Here is an 18911-nt window from a genome sequence, read left to right as displayed (position 1 = left end):
AAACATTTCTCAAAATTCCACCCATTAATTTTCTCAACAAACCCATTGTTATTTGAGAAAAAATAATTACTTTTGCAAACCTTTTGGTAGAGATGAGTTTCCATTGGGTATCAATAATTTACAAAAATCACTTCTGCTGTTTTTAACTACATAAGAAACTCAATAGAAACACAGAATACAAATTTATTATCAGCATGTCTGAAACAACAAAAACACAAGAACAGTTTTTAGCAGATTTTAACTGGCACAATTATTCTGAAGGAATAGATGTCGTAGATCAAAAAAACTTACAAGAATTCGAAGATTTAGTAGCTAAAACGTTCATCGATACAAAAGATGACGAAGTAGTTGACGGAATTGTAGTTAGAATCACAGATAGAGACGCTATCGTTGATATCAACGCTAAATCGGAAGGTGTTATTTCATTAAACGAATTTCGTTACAACCCAGGATTAAAAGTTGGGGACAAAGTAGAAGTATTAATTGATATCCGTGAGGACAAAACAGGTCAGTTAGTATTATCTCACAGAAAAGCAAGAACTATCAAAGCATGGGATAGAGTTATCTCTGCTAACGAAACTGGAGAAATTGTTAACGGTTTTGTTAAATGTAGAACTAAAGGTGGTATGATTGTAGATGTTTTCGGAATTGAAGCATTCTTACCAGGTTCTCAAATTGATGTTAAGCCAATCCGTGACTACGATCAATATGTAAACAAAACTATGGAATTTAAAGTTGTGAAAATTAATCACGAATTTAAAAACGTAGTTGTTTCTCACAAAGCGCTTATCGAAGCAGATATTGAGATTCAGAAAAAAGAAATCATCGGTCAATTAGAAAAAGGACAAGTATTAGAAGGTGTTGTTAAAAACATTACTTCTTATGGTGTGTTTATTGACTTAGGTGGAGTAGATGGATTAATTCACATTACTGACCTTTCTTGGTCTAGAATTAACCACCCATCTGAAGTTCTTGAATTAGATCAAAAATTAAACGTTGTAATCCTTGATTTCGATGATGAGAAAACAAGAATTCAATTAGGATTAAAACAATTAAACGCTCATCCTTGGGATGCTTTAGGTGCTGATTTAGCTATCGGTGATAAAGTTAAAGGTAAAGTTGTTGTTATTGCTGATTATGGAGCATTCGTAGAAGTTGCTGAAGGAGTTGAAGGACTTATTCACGTTTCTGAAATGTCTTGGTCAACACATTTACGTTCAGCACAAGATTTCATGAAAATCGGTGATGAAGTAGAAGCAGTTGTTTTAACTTTAGATAGAGATGACCGTAAAATGTCATTAGGTATCAAACAATTATCGCAAGATCCTTGGACTGATATTACTACTAAATTCCCAGTTGGTTCAACGCACACAGGTATTGTAAGAAACTTTACAAACTTTGGTGTATTTGTTGAATTAGAAGAAGGAATTGACGGTTTAGTATATATCTCTGATTTATCTTGGACTAAGAAAATCAAACATCCATCAGAATTTGTAAATGTTGGTGATAACTTAGAAGTAATTGTATTAGAATTAGATGTTGACGGACGTAAATTATCTTTAGGTCACAAACAAACTACTGCTAATCCTTGGGATAAATATGAAGATGCTTTCGCTGTAGGAACTATCCACAACGGTGAAATTGCTGAAATCGTAGACAAAGGTGCTACAGTTGAATTTGGAGAAGATATCGTTGCTTTCATTCCTACTCGTCACCTTGAAAAAGAAGATGGTAAGAAATTGAAAAAAGGAGATACTGCTGATTTCAAAGTTATCGAATTTAATAAAGAATTTAAAAGAGTAGTTGCTTCACATACTGCAATTTTCCGTGAGGAAGAAGAAAAGCATGTAAAAGCTGCTGTTGAATCAAATTCATCAAATAACAATGCTGAGAAATCTACTTTAGGTGATATCGATGCATTAGCAGAATTAAAAGCTGCAATGGAGAAAAAAGAAGGAAAATAATTTTTCTTTTACTTTATATATTCAAAAGCCCTAATTTTTTAGGGCTTTTGTTTTTTTAGATGTATTTTTGCAAAAAAAAAATAACAATGAGTTTACGTTATAGAATGGCATTTTATTTATTCGGATTAATGATCGGAATCGTATTCGTATATTTCTTTATGACTAAAAAAGCAGAAGCAAGTGGAGTTACTTTTTGTTATCTACCAAATTGTAGGGTTTTAAAAGATCTTCGCTCTAAACCTCTTAAAATAGGGGATGAAGCAAATAAGAAATTCGATGAAAAATGGGTGACATTAGACGATATAAAAATGAGTTTGGAACATGGAGATGTAGATTTTTCTGAAAGTAACAAGCCCTTTGAAAACGGAAAATTATATATCATTGAAGGAAAAACAATTGCAGATCAGGATATTATCATAGAAATGATTAGTTATGATAATAAAGTTGTTTTAAAAGATATTAAAAAAGAATAAATTTTAGTAAAAAACACTTGTAAAAAGTAAATTCTAGTGTATATTTGTACTCGCAATACAGAACAAGTATAGCAAATTAAAATAGGGCGATTAGCTCAGCTGGTTCAGAGCACCTCGTTTACACCGAGGGGGTCGGGGGTTCGAACCCCTCATCGCCCACAAAAAAAAATCCACTTTTTAAAGTGGATTTTTTTATTTTATATCAATTCAATTATCTTATTCTATACAATGTAAATAATCCATAAAATAAGTAGAAGGAGTAGAAGTAATATTTAATAATTCTGAATTCATTTTGTTTTTTAAAGCAATATCTTTCTTTTCACCAACATAGCTTATTCGCATTAAAGCAATAGGAGATTTTTTTAACTCTTCATAATTATCTTTTAAAAACAAAAAATAGTTAGTTAAAACTTTAATATTACTTTTCGTTTCTGCATCATAGCTTAATGAACTACAGTTTTCTTGACTTGAATTGATTAATGTAACGAATTTCCCGTTTTCTAATTGAAAAATTATTTTTGAATTTTTATCAAAACACAAGGCAGAAATAAACTCTGTACTTTTTTGAATCTGTTGTAAACCAAGCATTGGAACACCTTCTGAATTTAATAACGAAAAGAAAACCATTTCTTTACTGTTTCCAAATACTCTTTCATGTATTAAAACTTCAACTGTTTTCTTTATGTAGGTTGAATCTGTTTTTTCTTCAAAATCAATTTTACAATCTTTTTTTTGGGCAAAAGAAAATGTTGTAGTGAATAAAAACAAGATTAAAATATAATTTTTCATAGTTATAATTTTGTACATATAAGTACTATTTTTTCGTTATTGATATTTGTAGTAAAGAAAGCAAATATAGTACCACCATCTTTAATTTTAAACTTTTTTTTGATTTCTTCTACGCTTAAAGGAAAATTTCTAGTAGTGCAATTCATTTTTTGATTTTGAAATTGCTTCATAAATTCCTTTTGAAAAGGTAAAACCTGATTAATTTGAAAACTACGCCCTTGAAAATCTACAACTTCATCTGAAGTAAATAAGTGTGAATGTTGATGTAATTTATCTATTTTATAAAAACTTGATATTGCATTTGTATTTCCAGATTTCATTATAGAGCTGTTAGGCTCATATAAATAAATTTTTGGTAATGAATAGGAAACTGGATATTCTTTTCTATATACAGTTTCAAAATTATTTATTGAATTATTTTCAATGTTTACAGAAGAAATTATAATATCATTTGAATATCCTTTTTCAATTTGCCATAATATTTCTTTAATTTCATTTTTAATAGCAACTATGTGGATTTTCTTGACGAAATTTAATTCATTCAATCCAGAAGTTAAATCTAATATTGGTGCTGTTTTGATGAGAATGTTATTAGAGTACTTAAAATAATTTTCCAATAATTCAGGTACATTTGGCAAACAATCATTTAATAAAAAAACTTTTCCTTTTATATCACTTCTTCTAGATGGATCAATGTAAATCCAATCAAAACAGGTGTTTAATCGTTCTAAAACCGCAAAACTATCATCTTGTAAACAAGTAATATTATTTTGGTTTAAAACAGTGTAATTATGTGAAACGACTTTAGATAAATCTTCATTCATCTCACAATGAAAAACTTTTTTAAAATGTTTGGCAAAATAATAGTCATCAATTCCAAATCCACCTGTGAGATCAATAAGTTTTTCACCATTAATAAGAGATGCTTTATAATTGGCTGTAATTTCAGAAGAAGTTTGTTCTATTGAAATTTTAGCAGGATAAACGATATTCTTAGTGTTAAACCAAGTGGGTAATTTATCTTTAGCTTTGTTTTTAGCAATGATTTGATTGATTAATTCTGGATAATCAATTTTTGGAAATGGGTTTTTCTTTAAAGCTAATTCAGAAATATTTACATCTAAATTACTTTGTATAAATGCCTGAATTTCTTCTGATAATAAAGTTGAAAAATCCAAAATTAATGACTTTTAGTTATCAATTTTATAAAAGTATTTTCTGGAAAAAATTCCTTTGCTATTACTTTTAAAACTGTGTAAGATGGAATTGCTACAATCATACCAATAATTCCAAATAATGAACCAATGATTAATATGATTAAGAATATTTCTAAAGGATGTGAATTAGTGCTTTTAGAAAAAATAAGAGGTTGACTAAACATATTATCTATGAATTGAACAATCATAAAACCAATAATTACATAAATCGTTGTTGGAACTATTTCAGAGGAAAAATCGGCATTCAAATTACTAATCATAGTCAGAATTGCGGCAAACATAACTCCGATAAGTGGTCCAACATAAGGAATGATGTTTAAAACAGCACATAATAAAGCAATAATAAACGCATTGTCTACACCAAAAATTAAAAGAACAATATAGTACAAGATAAAAACTATAAATAATTGCAACATTAGTCCAATAAAATAGCGTGATAATAACTCATTACTTTTTCTAACTGAAGTAATAATTTTTTCTTTTTTTGAAGAAGGTAATAGACTTTTAAAACTTTCGAAATAATATGCTTTTCCTTTTAATAAAAAGAAGGAAATAAATAAAACGGAAATTAATCCAACACTAAAGTTTCCTACAATATTTATTAAACTATTTACAAAACTTGGAATAATATTAAAATCAATACTTTTTAATAAAGAAGAGCTATCTAATAAACTTGAAAGATTGACATTGTAATTAGAAAGGTACTCTGTTAATTGATTTAAAACAATAACATAATTTTGTTTTAAAGAATTAATATCTAATAAAGAAAGTTTATCAACTTGATTGATAATTAAAGGTACAAAAAGCAATACAAATCCTGTTATTAACAATAAAAAAAGGAGTAGAGTTGTGGCAACGGCTAATGTGTTTTTGAACTTTAATTTTGTTTTTAAAAACTTTACTAATGGAGAAGCAATCAGTGAAAAAATTACTGAAACTATTAAGTAAACAATTACAGTAGAAATTTTATAGAGTATAAAAAGACATAAAGCAATAAGAACCAAAATTCCAACTGCTCTCAATATCCCGTTTGCTAGTAATTTTGGAGTCATACGGCTAAAGTAAAAAAAAAACTCGTTATAAAATAACGAGTTTTTAAATTTTATTTTAATCTTATACTAATTAAGGCTGAGCAAATGTATTTCTAGCTCCACCAGAAGCAAAAATAGTTAACATTCTGCTTTTTTGGTCATTTGAAAACATATACATACATGCATCATCAGTATAATCCATATAGTTCATTGTCATTTCTATTGGTGTTCCTGAACACGTTGAGTAATGAGGAAAAGATGGACAACCGTAGTTTGCTGTATTATGAGAAGGAGTATCATTTACTAAATCACTTCCACAAGTTGCATCACCCCAAATGTGTCTTAAGTTCATCCAGTGACCAACTTCATGAGTTGCAGTTCTACCTAAATTAAAAGGAGCAGAAGCAGATCCATTTGTTCCCATTGCATTATTATCAATAACAACACCATCTGTTGCAGAAGAACCACCAGGAAACTGAGCATAGCCTAAAATTCCACCACTCATATTACAAACCCAAAGGTTTAATTTTGTAGTTGGACTAGTAGGAGCAATTCCACCTTTATTTGATTTTTTCATTGAATCATCTGTTCTCCAAGAAGACTTAGTTGTACTTTTTCTAACAACAGCATCTAAAACGAAAGTTATACCAACGTTTGCTTTAACTCCAGTAAATGCAGAAGGAACATTATTAAAGTCTGAATTTGTAGCATTAAAATCTTTATTCAATACATCAATTTGTGATTGAATTTGAGCTAATGAAATATTCTCAGCAGTTGTTTTGTATAAAACATTAACAACAACAGGAATTTCAATTTTACCATTTACTAATCTACCTTCCTTTATAGCTAATTCTGTAAATGATTCAATTTCATTCATTCTGTTGGCTAATTTTGGGTCTTCGTTTAATTTGTTCAAAAGAACATCATGTGAGGCACAACCTCTGTGAGCAACTTCGTTAGTTGCTGAAACTAAATCAGTAGAATCATTTTCTGCACAAGAAAACAATAACATCAATAAAGATGCTGATAAAATTAATTTTTTCATATAATATAATTTGGCTTGTTAATATGATACAATTTTAGTCAAAAAATTAATACAAAAACAAAAAGTTAATAAATATAATAAGAAATGTTTAAAATATACGGTAAAACCGTATAGTATTATTAATTTCTAAAGACATAATTAATAATGTTAGCTCCCATTTTAAATGCTTTTTCTCTAACAGAATCGGGGTCATTATGAACTTCTTTGTCTTCCCAACCATCACCTAAATCAGATTCAAATGTGTAAAGTAAAACTAATTTGTTTTCAATAAAAATTCCAAAAGCTTGTGGTTTTTTATTTTCATGTTCATGAATTTTTGGCAAACCATTTGGAAATAAATTTGGTCCTTGAAAAATTTCATGACTAGCAGGTATTTCTTTTAAATCATTATTTGGAAATAATTTTTTTATCTCTTTTCGAATATATTCATCCATACCAAAATTATCATCAATATGTAAAAAGCCACCAGAATTTAAATAATTTCTAAGGTTTTCTACATCATTTGGACTAAAAACAACGTTTCCATGTCCAGTCATATGAACAAATGGGTAAGAGAAAATTTCAGCACTTCCTACTTCAACAGTTGGTACTTTTGTGTTTAATCTTGTGTTGATAGTTTGATTGCAATACTTTGCTAAATTAGGTAAAGAGGTCGGATTTGCATACCAATCGCCACCACCAGCGTATTTAGCTAAAGCAATTTCTTGTGTAAATCCTAAATTCCAAAATAATAAAATCCCAATTAAAACTATTTTTTTCATACTATTAATTTATCAAAGCTACTGTATGACAAGCTACTATTCCAGCAGTTTCTGTTCGCAATCTAGTGTTTCCCAAAGATACAGGAATAAAATTATTTTTCATGGCTAAGGCAATTTCTTTGGTTGAAAAATCCCCTTCGGGTCCAATTAATACCAAAATATTTTGATTAGGTTTAATTCCATTTTTAAAGAAATCTTTTTTATCTTCTTCACAATGAGCAATAAATTTTAAAGAATCTGTTTCTTTAGTAACAAACTCATTAAATGAAATAGGTTCGTTGATTTTTGGTAAATAAAACTGATTAGATTGCTTCATTGCGGCTTGAATTATTTTTTCAGCCCTATCCATTTTAAATGTTTTTCTTTCAGAATGATCACAAAGGATTAGTGATATTTCATCAATTCCAATTTCAGTTGCCTTTTCCAAAAACCATTCTAATCTATCATTCATTTTTGTTGGAGCAATCGCAATATGTAAAGTATATTTTCTTGCCTCAAAATTATCAATTTTAATGATTTTTACTTCACATTTTTTTTCTGATTCTAAGGTGATTTCAGAATGAAATAAATTTCCTTTTCCATTAGTAATATAAATAATATCACCTCCTCTTTTTCTAAGAACTTTTATAATGTGTTTGCTTTCCTCTTTGTCAAATTGAAAGATAGTGTCTGTTGATTTTATTTCAGAATTATAGAATAATTGCATGTATTTAATTTAAAATTTAATTCGAGCTTTAGAAACTATTGAAGCATCACTATAGTTGTTTTCTAGAAAGTTGTAATAACCAACTATACCTATCATTGCAGCGTTGTCAGTAGTGTATTCAAATTTTGGAATGTAGGTTTTCCAACCGTATTTTACTTCTCCTTCTTTAAGAGTTTGTCTGATTCCGGAGTTTGCAGAAACACCACCACCAATGGCAATTTGATTAATACCTGTTTCAGCTACAGCCATTTTTAGCTTATCCATTAAGATGTTTATAATTGTGTGTTGAATAGAAGCACAAATATCGGCTTTATTTTCTTCAATAAAATTTGGGTTTTCTGCTACATTTTTTTGAATGAAATATAAAATCTGTGTTTTTAAGCCACTAAAACTAAAATTCAAACCTTCTACTTTAGGTTTGGTAAATTTATAAGCTTTTGGATTTCCTTCTTTAGCAAATTTATCAATTAATGGCCCACCTGGATAAGGAAAACCTAATACTTTGGCACTTTTATCAAAAGCTTCTCCAACAGCATCATCGGTTGTTTCTCCAATAATTTCTAAATCAAAGAAACTATTGACTTTTACAATTTGTGTATGGCCACCACTAATTGTTAATGCTAAAAATGGAAAAGTAGGTTTGTCAAAACCTTCTTCATCAATAAAATGAGCTAAAATATGTGCTTTCATGTGGTTAACAGCGATCAACGGAATTTCTAAAGCAACACTCATAGATTTAGCAAATGAACCACCAACTAGTAAGGAACCCATCAATCCTGGACCTTGAGTAAATGCTATGCAACTCAGGTCTTCTTTGGTAATTCCAGCTTTTTTTAAGGCTACATCAACAACGGGTACAATGTTTTGTTGATGAGCTCTTGATGCTAATTCTGGTACAACACCACCAAATTCTTGATGAATTGGTTGTCCAGCTACAACATTTGATATAACTTTATCGTTAATTAATACAGCAGCTGATGTATCATCACACGAACTTTCTATGGCTAATGTATATATTGATTTATTTATCATAAAAGAGGCACGAAATTTGTTAATTAGTAAGAATATATTACAAAAATAGTTATTTTTGTTTCACAAAGGTTAGTGTTAATTTTAAAGCACAAATTTAAAACATTTTTTTCGTATCAAAACATTTAAAAAAATAGTACTTCGTTCCCTTTTGGGCTTATTGATTTTGTTACTCGTTTCGGGAGTGCTTTTATCATTGCCTTTTGTGCAAACAAAACTAGGTCAGTATGTTACGGAAGCTTTAAATGAAGAATTTGGCACCAATTTGTCTATTGAAAAAGTTGCAATTAGCCCGTTTGGAAATTTAAAGTTGAAAAACATTGTTGCAAAAGATAAAAAAAATAATAATCTTTTTAAAATTAACAAACTTCAAACGTCAATTCTTCAGGTTGGAAAATTAATAAATAATGGTCATCCCTATTTAAAAAATTTGATAGTAGATGGGTTGCAATTTAACATCATACAATATAAAGGAGATAAAGAAACTAATTTAGATGATTTTATTGCTTCATTTGATGATGGAAGTCCAAGTTCAGGAAAATTTAGAATGTTTGTTAATAATATGAAAATTAGCAATAGTTCGTTTTCCTATACAGATTATAATTTAGAAACGCCAAAACTACTTTACTTTACAAACTTAAATGGAGAACTTGATCAATTTGCAATTAAAGGGAGTAATGTCACAACTTCAATTAAGTCATTAGCATTCAAAGACCATAGAGGCGTTGAAATTACTAACTTAGTTTCAAAGTTTACTTATAGTAAGACAAATATAATTTTAGACACATTAGCTTTAAAAACTGTAAATTCTAATTTTGAGGGCAATGTAAAGTTGTTATATAAAAGAGAAGATTTTAAAGATTTTAACAACAAAGTAGTTTTTGATGTTCAAATTGATAAAGCAACGATTTCAACCAATGATTTAAATTATTTTTATAATGAATTTGGTCCAAATAACACTTTTTATGTGGATACACATTTAAAAGGAACGCTGAATAACTTCACAACGAACAACTTAAGTTTAGTAGATAAATACGGTTCAGAAATTAAAGGAAATGTAACTTTTAAAAACTTATTGACTAAAAAAGAAAAAGAATTTGAAATTTCTGGAAATTTTAATAAAATATATTCTAGATATGATGATATAAAAACGCTGATGCCAAGAATGTTAGGAGAAAGATTACCTTCATCTTTAGCACTTTTAGGTAGTTTTGATATAAACGGAACGATGGATTTAACTTATAATGATATTGATGCAGATGTTATAATGTTATCAGAATTAGGCTATTTAAAATCAAAATTATACATCAATAATTTAAATAATATCGACAAAGCTGAATATAATGGTAATATTGTTTTAAATAGATTTGATATTGGAACCTTAATTGGTGATAATACAATAGGTAAAACAACACTAAACCTAGATGTTGACGGAAAAGGATTTACAAAAGAATATTTAGATACTAAGGTTATTGGTTATGTAGAATCACTTACTTATGATGGTTATACCTATCAAAAAATTGAAATTGATGGTAAATTAAAAATGCCTTATTTTCAAGGATATTTTAACAGTAATGATAAAAATCTAAAAATGGATTTTAATGGTATTGTTGATTTAAGTTCAAAATCTAAAAACTATAACTTTAAAGCTAATATTGATTATGCAAACCTAAGAGCGTTAAATATTTATACAAAAGATAGTATATCAATTATAAAAGGACTAGTGGATATAAATGCTACAGGAAATTCTATTGATGAAGTTTATGGAACAATCAACCTAAAGAATCTATACTATCAAAATAATAATGATTTTTACTTTTTTGATGATTTTATTTTAGAATCAACCTTTGACGCAGATAGAGAGAGAACTATTACAGTTGAATCACCAGATATTGTTAGCGGAAAAGTAGTTGGTAAGTTCAAATTCAATCAATTACAAAAATTATTAGAAAACGCTGCAGGAAGTTTATATGCTAATTATTCTCCTAATAAACTATTGCCAAATCAGTATATGACTTTTGATTTTACGATTTACAATAAAATAATTGGAGCCATTTTGCCAAATGTTGAAGTTGGAGAAAACACTAGAGTTAAGGGTAAAATCATTTCAGATGAAGAATTTTTTACACTTGATTTTAAATCTCCTTCTGTGTCAATTGATAAGAATAAATTTAGTGGAATTACGATTGATATTGATAATAAAAACCCATTATATAATGCTTATATTTCATTAGATAGTTTGCATACTGATTTCTATGATATCTCCGAATTTAATCTAATTAATATAACTCAAAATGATACTTTATTCTTTAGAACAGAATTTAAAGGAGGAAAAGAGAAAGAAGATAATTACGATTTGAATCTATATCACACAATCAATCAAGATAAAAACTCAGTAATTGGTTTTAAAAACTCTCAAATAAACTTTAAAAATAGTCTTTGGTATATAAATGAAGGTGAAGATTCAAAAAACAAAATTGTTTTTGATAAAAAGTTAGAAAATTTTGATTTTCAAAAGCTATTGTTTTCAAACAATGATGAATCTTTTTCATTTGAAGGTGTTATAAAAGGAAAAGATTATAAAGATTTAAATCTTAAATTTAATAATGTTGACCTAGACAAAGTCACACCAGCTCTAAATAACCTTACGTTTGCTGGTAGAATGAATGGAATAATTGATTTTAAACAAGATAAGGATGTTTATAAGCCTATTTCTGATGTTAGAATAGACAGTTTGCAAATTAATGATTATGATGTTGGAGATTTAAAACTTCAAATAACAAGTGATGAATATTTTAGAAAATTTAATGTAAACTCAACGATTATTAGAGATGATTTTGAAAGTTTTTATACCAAAGGAACCATAGAAATTATCAATAAAGAGGCCTTACTTTCTTTAGATACAAAGTTTGAAGATTTCGATATAAAACCACTTGGACCATTATTGAGTAGTGTTTTTTCAGACATGAGAGGTTTAGCAACAGGAAGAGCAAGTGTTACAGGAAAAGCTAATGATCCAGAAATCGATGGAATTATTTATTTAGATAATGCAGGTATGAATATACCTTATTTAAATGTAGATTTCAATTTAGAAGATAGATCTAGAATAGATGTGACTGAAAATCAATTTTTATTTAGAAGTTTTGAAATTACAGACACAAAATATAATACTAAAGGAATAATTTCTGGAAATGTAAAACACAAAAATTTAGATAATTGGGTTTTAGATTTAAATTTATCGTCAAGAAATATATTAGCATTAGACACGAAAGAAAAAGAAGATGAGTATTATTATGGAACTGCATTTTTAAACGGAACAGCTACTATAAAAGGGCCAGTTGAAGCATTAAAAATAAACGTAGCAGGAAAGTCTGAAAGAGGAACCTCTATTAAAATTCCAGTAAAAGACACAGAAAATTATGGAGAAGTATCTTATATTAATATTATAAAGGTTGGAGAAGAAAAAATCATAAAACAAAAAATTAAAGACCTTGGTGGTTTGGATTTAGTATTAGATTTTGATATAACACCAGATGCAGAAATTGAAGTTATTTTAAATCAAGAAACGGGTCATGCCATGAAAGGTAGAGGTGGTGGAGGTATGTATATGCACATTAATACTAATGGTACGTTTACAATGAATGGAGATTTTACCATACATGAAGGTGAATATAACTTTAAATATGGTGGAATCATTTCAAAAAAATTAGCCGTAAAAAAATATGGTACAATTGTCTGGGAAGGTGATCCAATGAACGCAACTTTAAATCTTGAAGCGGTTTATCACACCCAAACAAATCCTTCGGTATTATTAGAATCGTCGTCTATATCTAATAGAAAAGTCGATACTGATGTTGTAATTAAAATAACAGGTAACCTCGAAAATCCTGAAACAGATTTTAGTCTAGAATATCCAAATGTGAGTTCTGTTTATAAGTCAGAAATTTTATATAAATTATCAGATAAAGACACACGTCAACAACAAGCACTTTCTGTTTTAGCGGGTGGAACTTATTTTGCACAAGGAGCAGTTGCAAGCGATTATTATTCAAATGCATTGAGCGAAACTGCAAGTAGTTTGTTGCAAGATATTATTTCAAATGAAGATGATAAAATAAAATTTGGCTTAGGTTACACTACAGGTTCTAGAATAAATAATACTTCAGATCAAGTTGGTGTAAATTTAAGTTCTCAAATTAATGATAAACTTTCTATTAATGGAAAAGTTGGAGTTCCTGTTGGAGGAATTAGTCAGTCTGGTGTAGTTGGAAATGTTGAGTTACAATATCAATTAAATGAAGACAATACTTTGCGTGCAAGAGCATTTAATAAAGAAAACGATATTAGTTATATTGGTCAAGGAATTGGCTATACACAAGGAATTGGATTATCTTATAATGTTGATTTTGATAATATGTCAGAATTATGGAGAAAAGTATTTGCCCCAAAAACGTTAAAAGAAAAAGATGAAAAAAATCCTTATGACGAAATCCCTCCTGATTCTGATTTAGATCCAGAATATATTAATATTACTACTGTACAAGACAAAAATAAAAAGAAAGAGCAAGAAAAAGAAGAAAAGGCTCCAGAGATTGAATAATTCTATTTATTCAGCTTATATTTTCTAAAAGTCACATTTAATTTAAGTGTTTTAAATTGAATTCTCAAGAAACTTATCAACGAAAACGATTGAAAATATGAGTAATTGTTATATTTTTTTTAAAATGATTGAATAAAAATTATAAATCAGTTAATTTTACAATAAATAATAAAATATATGTCTAAAAGCATTAAAAAAATTGGAGTATTAACATCAGGTGGAGATTCACCAGGGATGAATGCAGCTATTCGTTCAGTTGTTCGTACTTGTGCTTACCATAATATTGAATGTATTGGAATTTATAGAGGCTATCAAGGAATGATTGAAGGTGACTTCAAAGAAATGGGTGCACGCTCTGTAAACAATATTATTAACAAAGGAGGAACAGTATTAAAATCTGCACGTTCTGTTGAATTTAGAAGCTCAGAAGGAAGAAAAAAAGCTTACGATAAATTAATTCAAGCCGAAATTGATGCTTTTGTTGTTATTGGTGGTGATGGTTCTTTTACTGGTGCAGAAATTTTCAATAACGAATATAATTTTCCAGTAATGGGAATTCCAGGAACTATTGATAACGATATTTTTGGAACAAGTCATACTTTAGGTTATGATACCGCATTGAACACAGTTGTAGAAGTAATAGATAAAATTAGAGATACAGCCAGTTCACACAATAGACTTTTCTTCGTTGAAGTTATGGGGCGTGATGCTGGACACATTGCTTTAAACACAGGAATAGGAGCAGGTGCAGAAGAAATCCTTATTCCAGAAGAAGATTTAGGATTAGAACGTTTATTAGAATCTTTAAGAAAAAGTAAAGCTTCAGGAAAATCGTCAAGTATAGTTGTAGTTTCTGAAGGGGATAAAATAGGAAAGAGTGTTTTCGAATTAAAAGACTATGTCGAAGAAAACATGCCAGAATATGAAGTTAGAGTTTCTGTTTTAGGTCACATGCAACGTGGTGGAGCTCCATCTTGTTTTGATAGAGTTTTAGCTTCTAGATTAGGAGTAAAAGCAGTAGAATCACTTTTAGAAGGAAAATCAAATTACATGGTCGGAATTTTAAAGGACACCATCACATTAACACCGTTAGAACAAGCTATTAAAGGTGAATCTAAAATAGATTTAGAATTAGTAAGAGTTTCTGATATTATGTCAACTTAATTTCAATTACAAAAATCAATTGCAATTGCAAATACAAATTATAATTAATAATAAAAAAATATGTCAAAAGTAAAATTAGGAATAAACGGTTTCGGTAGAATTGGTAGAATTGTTTTTAGAGAAACAATGAACAGAGATAATGTAGAAGTAGTTGCCATTAACGATTTATTAGATGTAGATCACTTAGCTTATTTATTAAAATATGATTCAGTTCACGGTCGTTTTGCTGGTAAAGTTGAAGTTAAAGACGGAAAATTATATGTAAATGATAAATTCATTAGAGTTACAGCACAAAGAGATCCAAAATTAATCCAATGGGATGACAAAGGTGTTGATGTTGATGTAGTTGCCGAATGTACTGGTATTTTTACCACATTAGAAACTGCTCAAGCTCACATTGATGGTGGTGCTAAAAAAGTAGTAATTTCAGCTCCTTCGGCTGATGCTCCAATGTTTGTAATGGGTGTAAATCATATGGAAGCAAAAGCAACTGATACTATTGTTTCAAATGCTTCTTGTACAACTAACTGTTTAGCTCCATTAGCTAAAGTTATCAATGATAATTTCGGAATTGTTGAAGGCTTAATGACAACTATTCATGCAACAACAGCTACTCAATTAACAGTTGATGGTCCTTCTAAAAAAGATTTTAGAGGTGGACGTTCTGCTTTATTAAATATGATTCCTTCTTCAACAGGTGCAGCAAAAGCAGTTGGAAAAGTTATTCCAGAATTAAACGGAAAATTAACAGGTATGTCAATGCGTGTTCCTACAGCTGATGTTTCTGCAGTAGATTTAACAGTAAAATTAGCTAAAGAAACTTCTTATGAAGAAATTATGGCAGTTTTAAAGAAAGCTTCTGAAAACGAAATGAAAGGAATCTTAGGCTATACGGAAGATGATGTAGTTTCTACAGATTTTAATTCTGATCCAAGAACTTCAATTGTTGATGCTAAAGCTGGAATTGGACTAAACTCTACATTCTTCAAAATCATGTCTTGGTATGATAATGAATATGGATATTCAAGTAAAATGATTGATTTAGCAGTTCACGTTTCAAAATTGTAAATTGATAGTTAGATTATTAGATAGTTCGAAAAATCTAATAATCTAACATTCTAATAATCATAAAATATGAAGTTACTCGTAGATAGTGGTTCCACAAAAGCCGACTGGATTGCAATTGATAATAAAGGAAAAGTACTTTTTACTACTCAATCATTAGGTTTAAATCCAGAAGTACTTACTAAGGAGGAAATAATAAGTCGTTTAGACGATAAATTTGATATTTCTCATAACAAAGATAAAGCTACTCATCTATATTTTTATGGAGCAGGATGTGGAACAGATAGAATGAAAGATTTTTTGACTACTGTTTTTCAAGAGTATTTTTCTAATGCAACTGTAGTTGTTAATGAAGATACTTACGCGGCTGTTTATGCAACAACACCAAAAGGAGAAAGAGCTATAGTTTGCATCTTAGGTACAGGTTCTAATTGCAGTTATTTTGATGGTAAAGAATTACATCAAAAAGTTCAATCTCTTGGTTATATTGCTATGGATGATTGCAGTGGAAATCGTTTTGGAAGACATTTAATAAGAGGTTATTATTTTAATAAAATGCCAGCCTATTTAGCCAAAGAATTTGAGGCTGAATTTAATGTTGATGCAGATTTTATTAAAAACAAATTATACAAAGAACCAAATCCAAACGCCTATTTGGCAACATTTGCAAAGTTTTTAATCAAACATAAAGACAACGAATTTTGTAAAAGGATTATAAAAAAAGAAATGAAGTTATTTATCAAAAATTACATCATGCAATTTGATAATCACAACGAAGTATTAGTCCATTTTGTAGGTTCAATAGCTTTTTATTTAAAAGACGAATTAGAAGATAGACTTAAAAAATATGATATAAAATTAGGCAATGTATACAGAAGGCCAATTGATGGTTTAATTGCTTATCATGCATTAAATAAATAAAAACAAAACCTGATTTTTAAACGAATCAGGTTTTTTTTATACTTTTACACTATGAATAAAAATTTTGAAATAGCCATAATTGCACACGATGGAAAAAAAGCTGAAATGGTGCAATTTTTAAATAAGAACAAACACATTCTTGTTGAAGAAAACATAAAACTTATTGCAACAGGAACAACTGGTAGTAAAGTAGAAGCTGTAGGAATTAAAGTTAAAAAAATGCTTTCAGGACCATTAGGTGGAGATGCTCAAATAGCCGCTAGAGTAGCAGAAGGAAAAACAAAAATGGTCTTATTTTTTAAAGACCCAACTTCAAGTCATGCGCACGAACCCGATATTTCTATGTTAATTCGTATTTGTGATGTACACAATGTTCCTTTAGCAACTAATGAAGCATCTGCTCAAATGTTGCTGAATGCTTTGACTATGGATTAGATTTTGAATTATTTTATAGTTTTATAATCTCTTTTGTCTCTAAATTTAGGGAATAAACGTCATTATCTTCGTTTCGTATTATCAACAAATTATCTTTTGAGGAAATGGAGTCAATAAAAACATCTTGTATGTCTCTTTCGAGTTTTTCATCATAAGTTATTTTATAGATTTCTTTTTTCCATAAAAGAGCTTTAGTCAAAGTATCTGTTGCAATTATTTCGTTCATTGTACTGGAATATTTTACATTTTCAATTACAATGGGCAACACTTTTTTAGGCACAGACCTTTTAAAAGAAGGACTTGAGCTTACTTCTGAAACTTCTTCTACAGAAGTTGCTGTAGAATGATTCTTTCTGGCACAAGAACTAATTAAAAAGATTAAAAAAAATATTCTTAAATAGGGCATCTGATTTATTTTATGAAGTTATAAACAGCCAACGTATTATTATATTATAAGGTATGTTATTTAGCAAATATAGCCCAATTAATTATTTAATTGAATATCAATTAGCTGAATTAAAGATTTGGTTTCTTTTAACAAAGGTTCAAGTGTTGTAAGAACAGTTGATCGATACCATATTGATTTTTGCAAAGCATTAGAAAAGGAACGATTATTTTTAACCATCTGAAAATCAAATTCAACATGATTTTTCAAGGGATTTGTAAAGTTTAAATCGACATTTGGATACAGTTCCGTATTAATAGCTTCATTTAGTGAAGTTGTAATTTATTGCTTAAATCATAACTTAATTTAAAGTTATCAAGATAGATTAAATAGTTGTTGTTTAAATCATGGTTTAGTCTTTTTATGGCACCAGAAGTAATCATTAATCCATTTCGAACTAGATTCTTATAAGTAGGTTGTTTTTAATGAAGTAATATTTTGTAGATTATTTTCAGTAATCTGTTAATGAATTACTTACCAAACAAATATAGACAAAATTTTGAATCGAAAAGGTCTTTAAAAAGCAAAATTCAAGCCTTAAACCATTTTTGCTAACCGTTGTTAGCAAACGTATTTAGTAATTAATAATACTTTCATCAGTAAGTTCACTAAATTCATTTGTTAAGCCTAAATCTTTAATGAAAAGCATTTCTAAATTTTTTTTAATTTCATTTTTATTGAAGCTTTTTGAATTTCTACGAGTTTCAATATAATTTTCAAGCATCATTTTTGTAGAAAGTTCACCAACAGTTGTAACTGAAAATTTTGTAGATGTTTTATCTGAAATTTTCATCAATATTATTGTAAATAAAATTCCGTAAAGACTATATTTCAAATTAATAAAAATCATTGCAATTGAAATTATCAGTAAAATAAGTAGCGTAAAAACAATTACTTTAGAAATTGAAAAAGCTTTAAGATCTAAGTTCAAATCTTTTTCAATTAATAAAATCTTATTTCTTCTGTTTCTTGGAAATAATTTTTCCAAAGTAGTATTTGGTGAAATTTCGGTTTCTAAGTTATTTGTAACTTTATTAATAGCCTTTTTTAATTTGTAGAATGCTTGTTGTGAAGAACAATCATTTTCTTCTTCTAAATTTATTTTTGAAATTATAAGATTTGATATTTCTCCAAAAGTTTTTAAATTTCTCAATTCATTAGGTAGAAATACAATATTGTAGGACTTTTCAATCTTTTTAAAAACATCTTCGATATCTTCAATATCACTATTAATTTCTTTAGATGTCATAGTTGAATTTTATTTCA

General features: G+C 28.5%; 16 protein-coding genes and 1 tRNA gene. 8 read left to right on the top strand and 9 right to left on the bottom strand.

The window, feature by feature from the left end:
* The first annotated feature begins 194 nt into the window (after positions 1-194).
* The 3 genes from rpsA (at position 195) to AAC008_RS01160 (ending at position 2596) form a co-directional block, all read left to right on the top strand.
* On the top strand, positions 195-1964 hold the full coding sequence (gene rpsA / locus AAC008_RS01170; RefSeq protein WP_339886910.1) for a 30S ribosomal protein S1: 1770 nt from the start codon (positions 195-197) through the stop codon (positions 1962-1964).
* 86 nt (positions 1965-2050) lie between these two features.
* Positions 2051-2437, top strand: a complete 387-nt coding sequence (locus AAC008_RS01165) for a DUF4258 domain-containing protein (RefSeq protein ID WP_339886909.1) — start codon at positions 2051-2053, stop codon at positions 2435-2437.
* Positions 2438-2521: 84 nt separating this feature from the next.
* A tRNA-Val gene (locus AAC008_RS01160) sits at positions 2522-2596 on the top strand.
* Positions 2597-2653: 57 nt separating this feature from the next.
* Here the strand turns inward: AAC008_RS01160 and AAC008_RS01155 are convergent.
* The 7 genes from AAC008_RS01155 to tsaD all read right to left on the bottom strand — a co-directional run bounded on the left by AAC008_RS01155 (position 2654) and on the right by tsaD (position 9018).
* Positions 2654-3226, bottom strand: coding sequence for a hypothetical protein (locus tag AAC008_RS01155; protein WP_339886908.1), 573 nt, complete (start codon positions 3224-3226; stop codon positions 2654-2656).
* Between the two features lie 2 nt (positions 3227-3228).
* Positions 3229-4404 carry a class I SAM-dependent methyltransferase gene (locus AAC008_RS01150; protein ID WP_339886907.1) on the bottom strand — a complete coding sequence of 392 codons (1176 nt, stop codon included), beginning with the start codon at positions 4402-4404 and terminating at the stop codon, positions 3229-3231.
* A 2-nt stretch (positions 4405-4406) separates the two neighbouring features.
* The gene (locus AAC008_RS01145) at positions 4407-5495 is read right to left on the bottom strand and encodes an AI-2E family transporter (RefSeq protein ID WP_339886905.1); all 1089 of its coding nucleotides are present in this window, start codon (positions 5493-5495) and stop codon (positions 4407-4409) included.
* A 70-nt stretch (positions 5496-5565) separates the two neighbouring features.
* Positions 5566-6519 carry a zinc metalloprotease gene (locus tag AAC008_RS01140; protein ID WP_339886904.1) on the bottom strand — a complete coding sequence of 318 codons (954 nt, stop codon included), beginning with the start codon at positions 6517-6519 and terminating at the stop codon, positions 5566-5568.
* Positions 6520-6638: 119 nt separating this feature from the next.
* The gene (locus tag AAC008_RS01135) at positions 6639-7280 is read right to left on the bottom strand and encodes a DUF4159 domain-containing protein (protein WP_339886903.1); all 642 of its coding nucleotides are present in this window, start codon (positions 7278-7280) and stop codon (positions 6639-6641) included.
* A 4-nt stretch (positions 7281-7284) separates the two neighbouring features.
* The gene (locus tag AAC008_RS01130) at positions 7285-7986 is read right to left on the bottom strand and encodes a 16S rRNA (uracil(1498)-N(3))-methyltransferase (protein ID WP_339886902.1); all 702 of its coding nucleotides are present in this window, start codon (positions 7984-7986) and stop codon (positions 7285-7287) included.
* 9 nt (positions 7987-7995) lie between these two features.
* A complete protein-coding gene (gene tsaD / locus AAC008_RS01125; protein WP_339886901.1) occupies positions 7996-9018 on the bottom strand; it encodes a tRNA (adenosine(37)-N6)-threonylcarbamoyltransferase complex transferase subunit TsaD in 1023 nt (340 codons plus the stop codon).
* A 202-nt stretch (positions 9019-9220) separates the two neighbouring features.
* On the opposite strand from tsaD, the gene AAC008_RS01120 reads away from it, so the two are divergent.
* From AAC008_RS01120 to AAC008_RS01100, 5 genes are all read left to right on the top strand, one after another.
* On the top strand, positions 9221-13615 hold the full coding sequence (locus AAC008_RS01120; protein WP_339886900.1) for a translocation/assembly module TamB domain-containing protein: 4395 nt from the start codon (positions 9221-9223) through the stop codon (positions 13613-13615).
* 177 nt (positions 13616-13792) lie between these two features.
* The gene (pfkA, locus tag AAC008_RS01115; RefSeq protein ID WP_339886899.1) at positions 13793-14779 is read left to right on the top strand and encodes a 6-phosphofructokinase; all 987 of its coding nucleotides are present in this window, start codon (positions 13793-13795) and stop codon (positions 14777-14779) included.
* 60 nt (positions 14780-14839) lie between these two features.
* Positions 14840-15847, top strand: coding sequence for a type I glyceraldehyde-3-phosphate dehydrogenase (gene gap / locus AAC008_RS01110; RefSeq protein ID WP_339886898.1), 1008 nt, complete (start codon positions 14840-14842; stop codon positions 15845-15847).
* A 66-nt stretch (positions 15848-15913) separates the two neighbouring features.
* On the top strand, positions 15914-16765 hold the full coding sequence (locus AAC008_RS01105) for an N-acetylglucosamine kinase (protein ID WP_339886897.1): 852 nt from the start codon (positions 15914-15916) through the stop codon (positions 16763-16765).
* A 51-nt stretch (positions 16766-16816) separates the two neighbouring features.
* Entirely contained in the window at positions 16817-17200 is a 384-nt protein-coding gene (locus tag AAC008_RS01100; RefSeq protein ID WP_339886896.1) for a methylglyoxal synthase, read from the top strand.
* Between the two features lie 13 nt (positions 17201-17213).
* On the opposite strand, the gene AAC008_RS01095 is transcribed toward AAC008_RS01100, so the two are convergent.
* Together AAC008_RS01095 and AAC008_RS01090 are read right to left on the bottom strand one after the other, a co-directional pair.
* The gene (locus AAC008_RS01095) at positions 17214-17606 is read right to left on the bottom strand and encodes a hypothetical protein (RefSeq protein ID WP_339886895.1); all 393 of its coding nucleotides are present in this window, start codon (positions 17604-17606) and stop codon (positions 17214-17216) included.
* 613 nt (positions 17607-18219) lie between these two features.
* Positions 18220-18894, bottom strand: coding sequence for a hypothetical protein (locus AAC008_RS01090; RefSeq protein ID WP_339886894.1), 675 nt, complete (start codon positions 18892-18894; stop codon positions 18220-18222).
* Between the last annotated feature and the right edge of the window lie 17 nt (positions 18895-18911).

This window comes from uncultured Flavobacterium sp. (assembly GCF_963975515.1).
In the GTDB taxonomy this organism is placed as follows: Bacteria; Bacteroidota; Bacteroidia; order Flavobacteriales; family Flavobacteriaceae; genus Flavobacterium.
The sequence above is the reverse complement of the archived record's forward strand: the minus strand, read 5'-3'. Positions and strand labels throughout refer to the sequence as shown.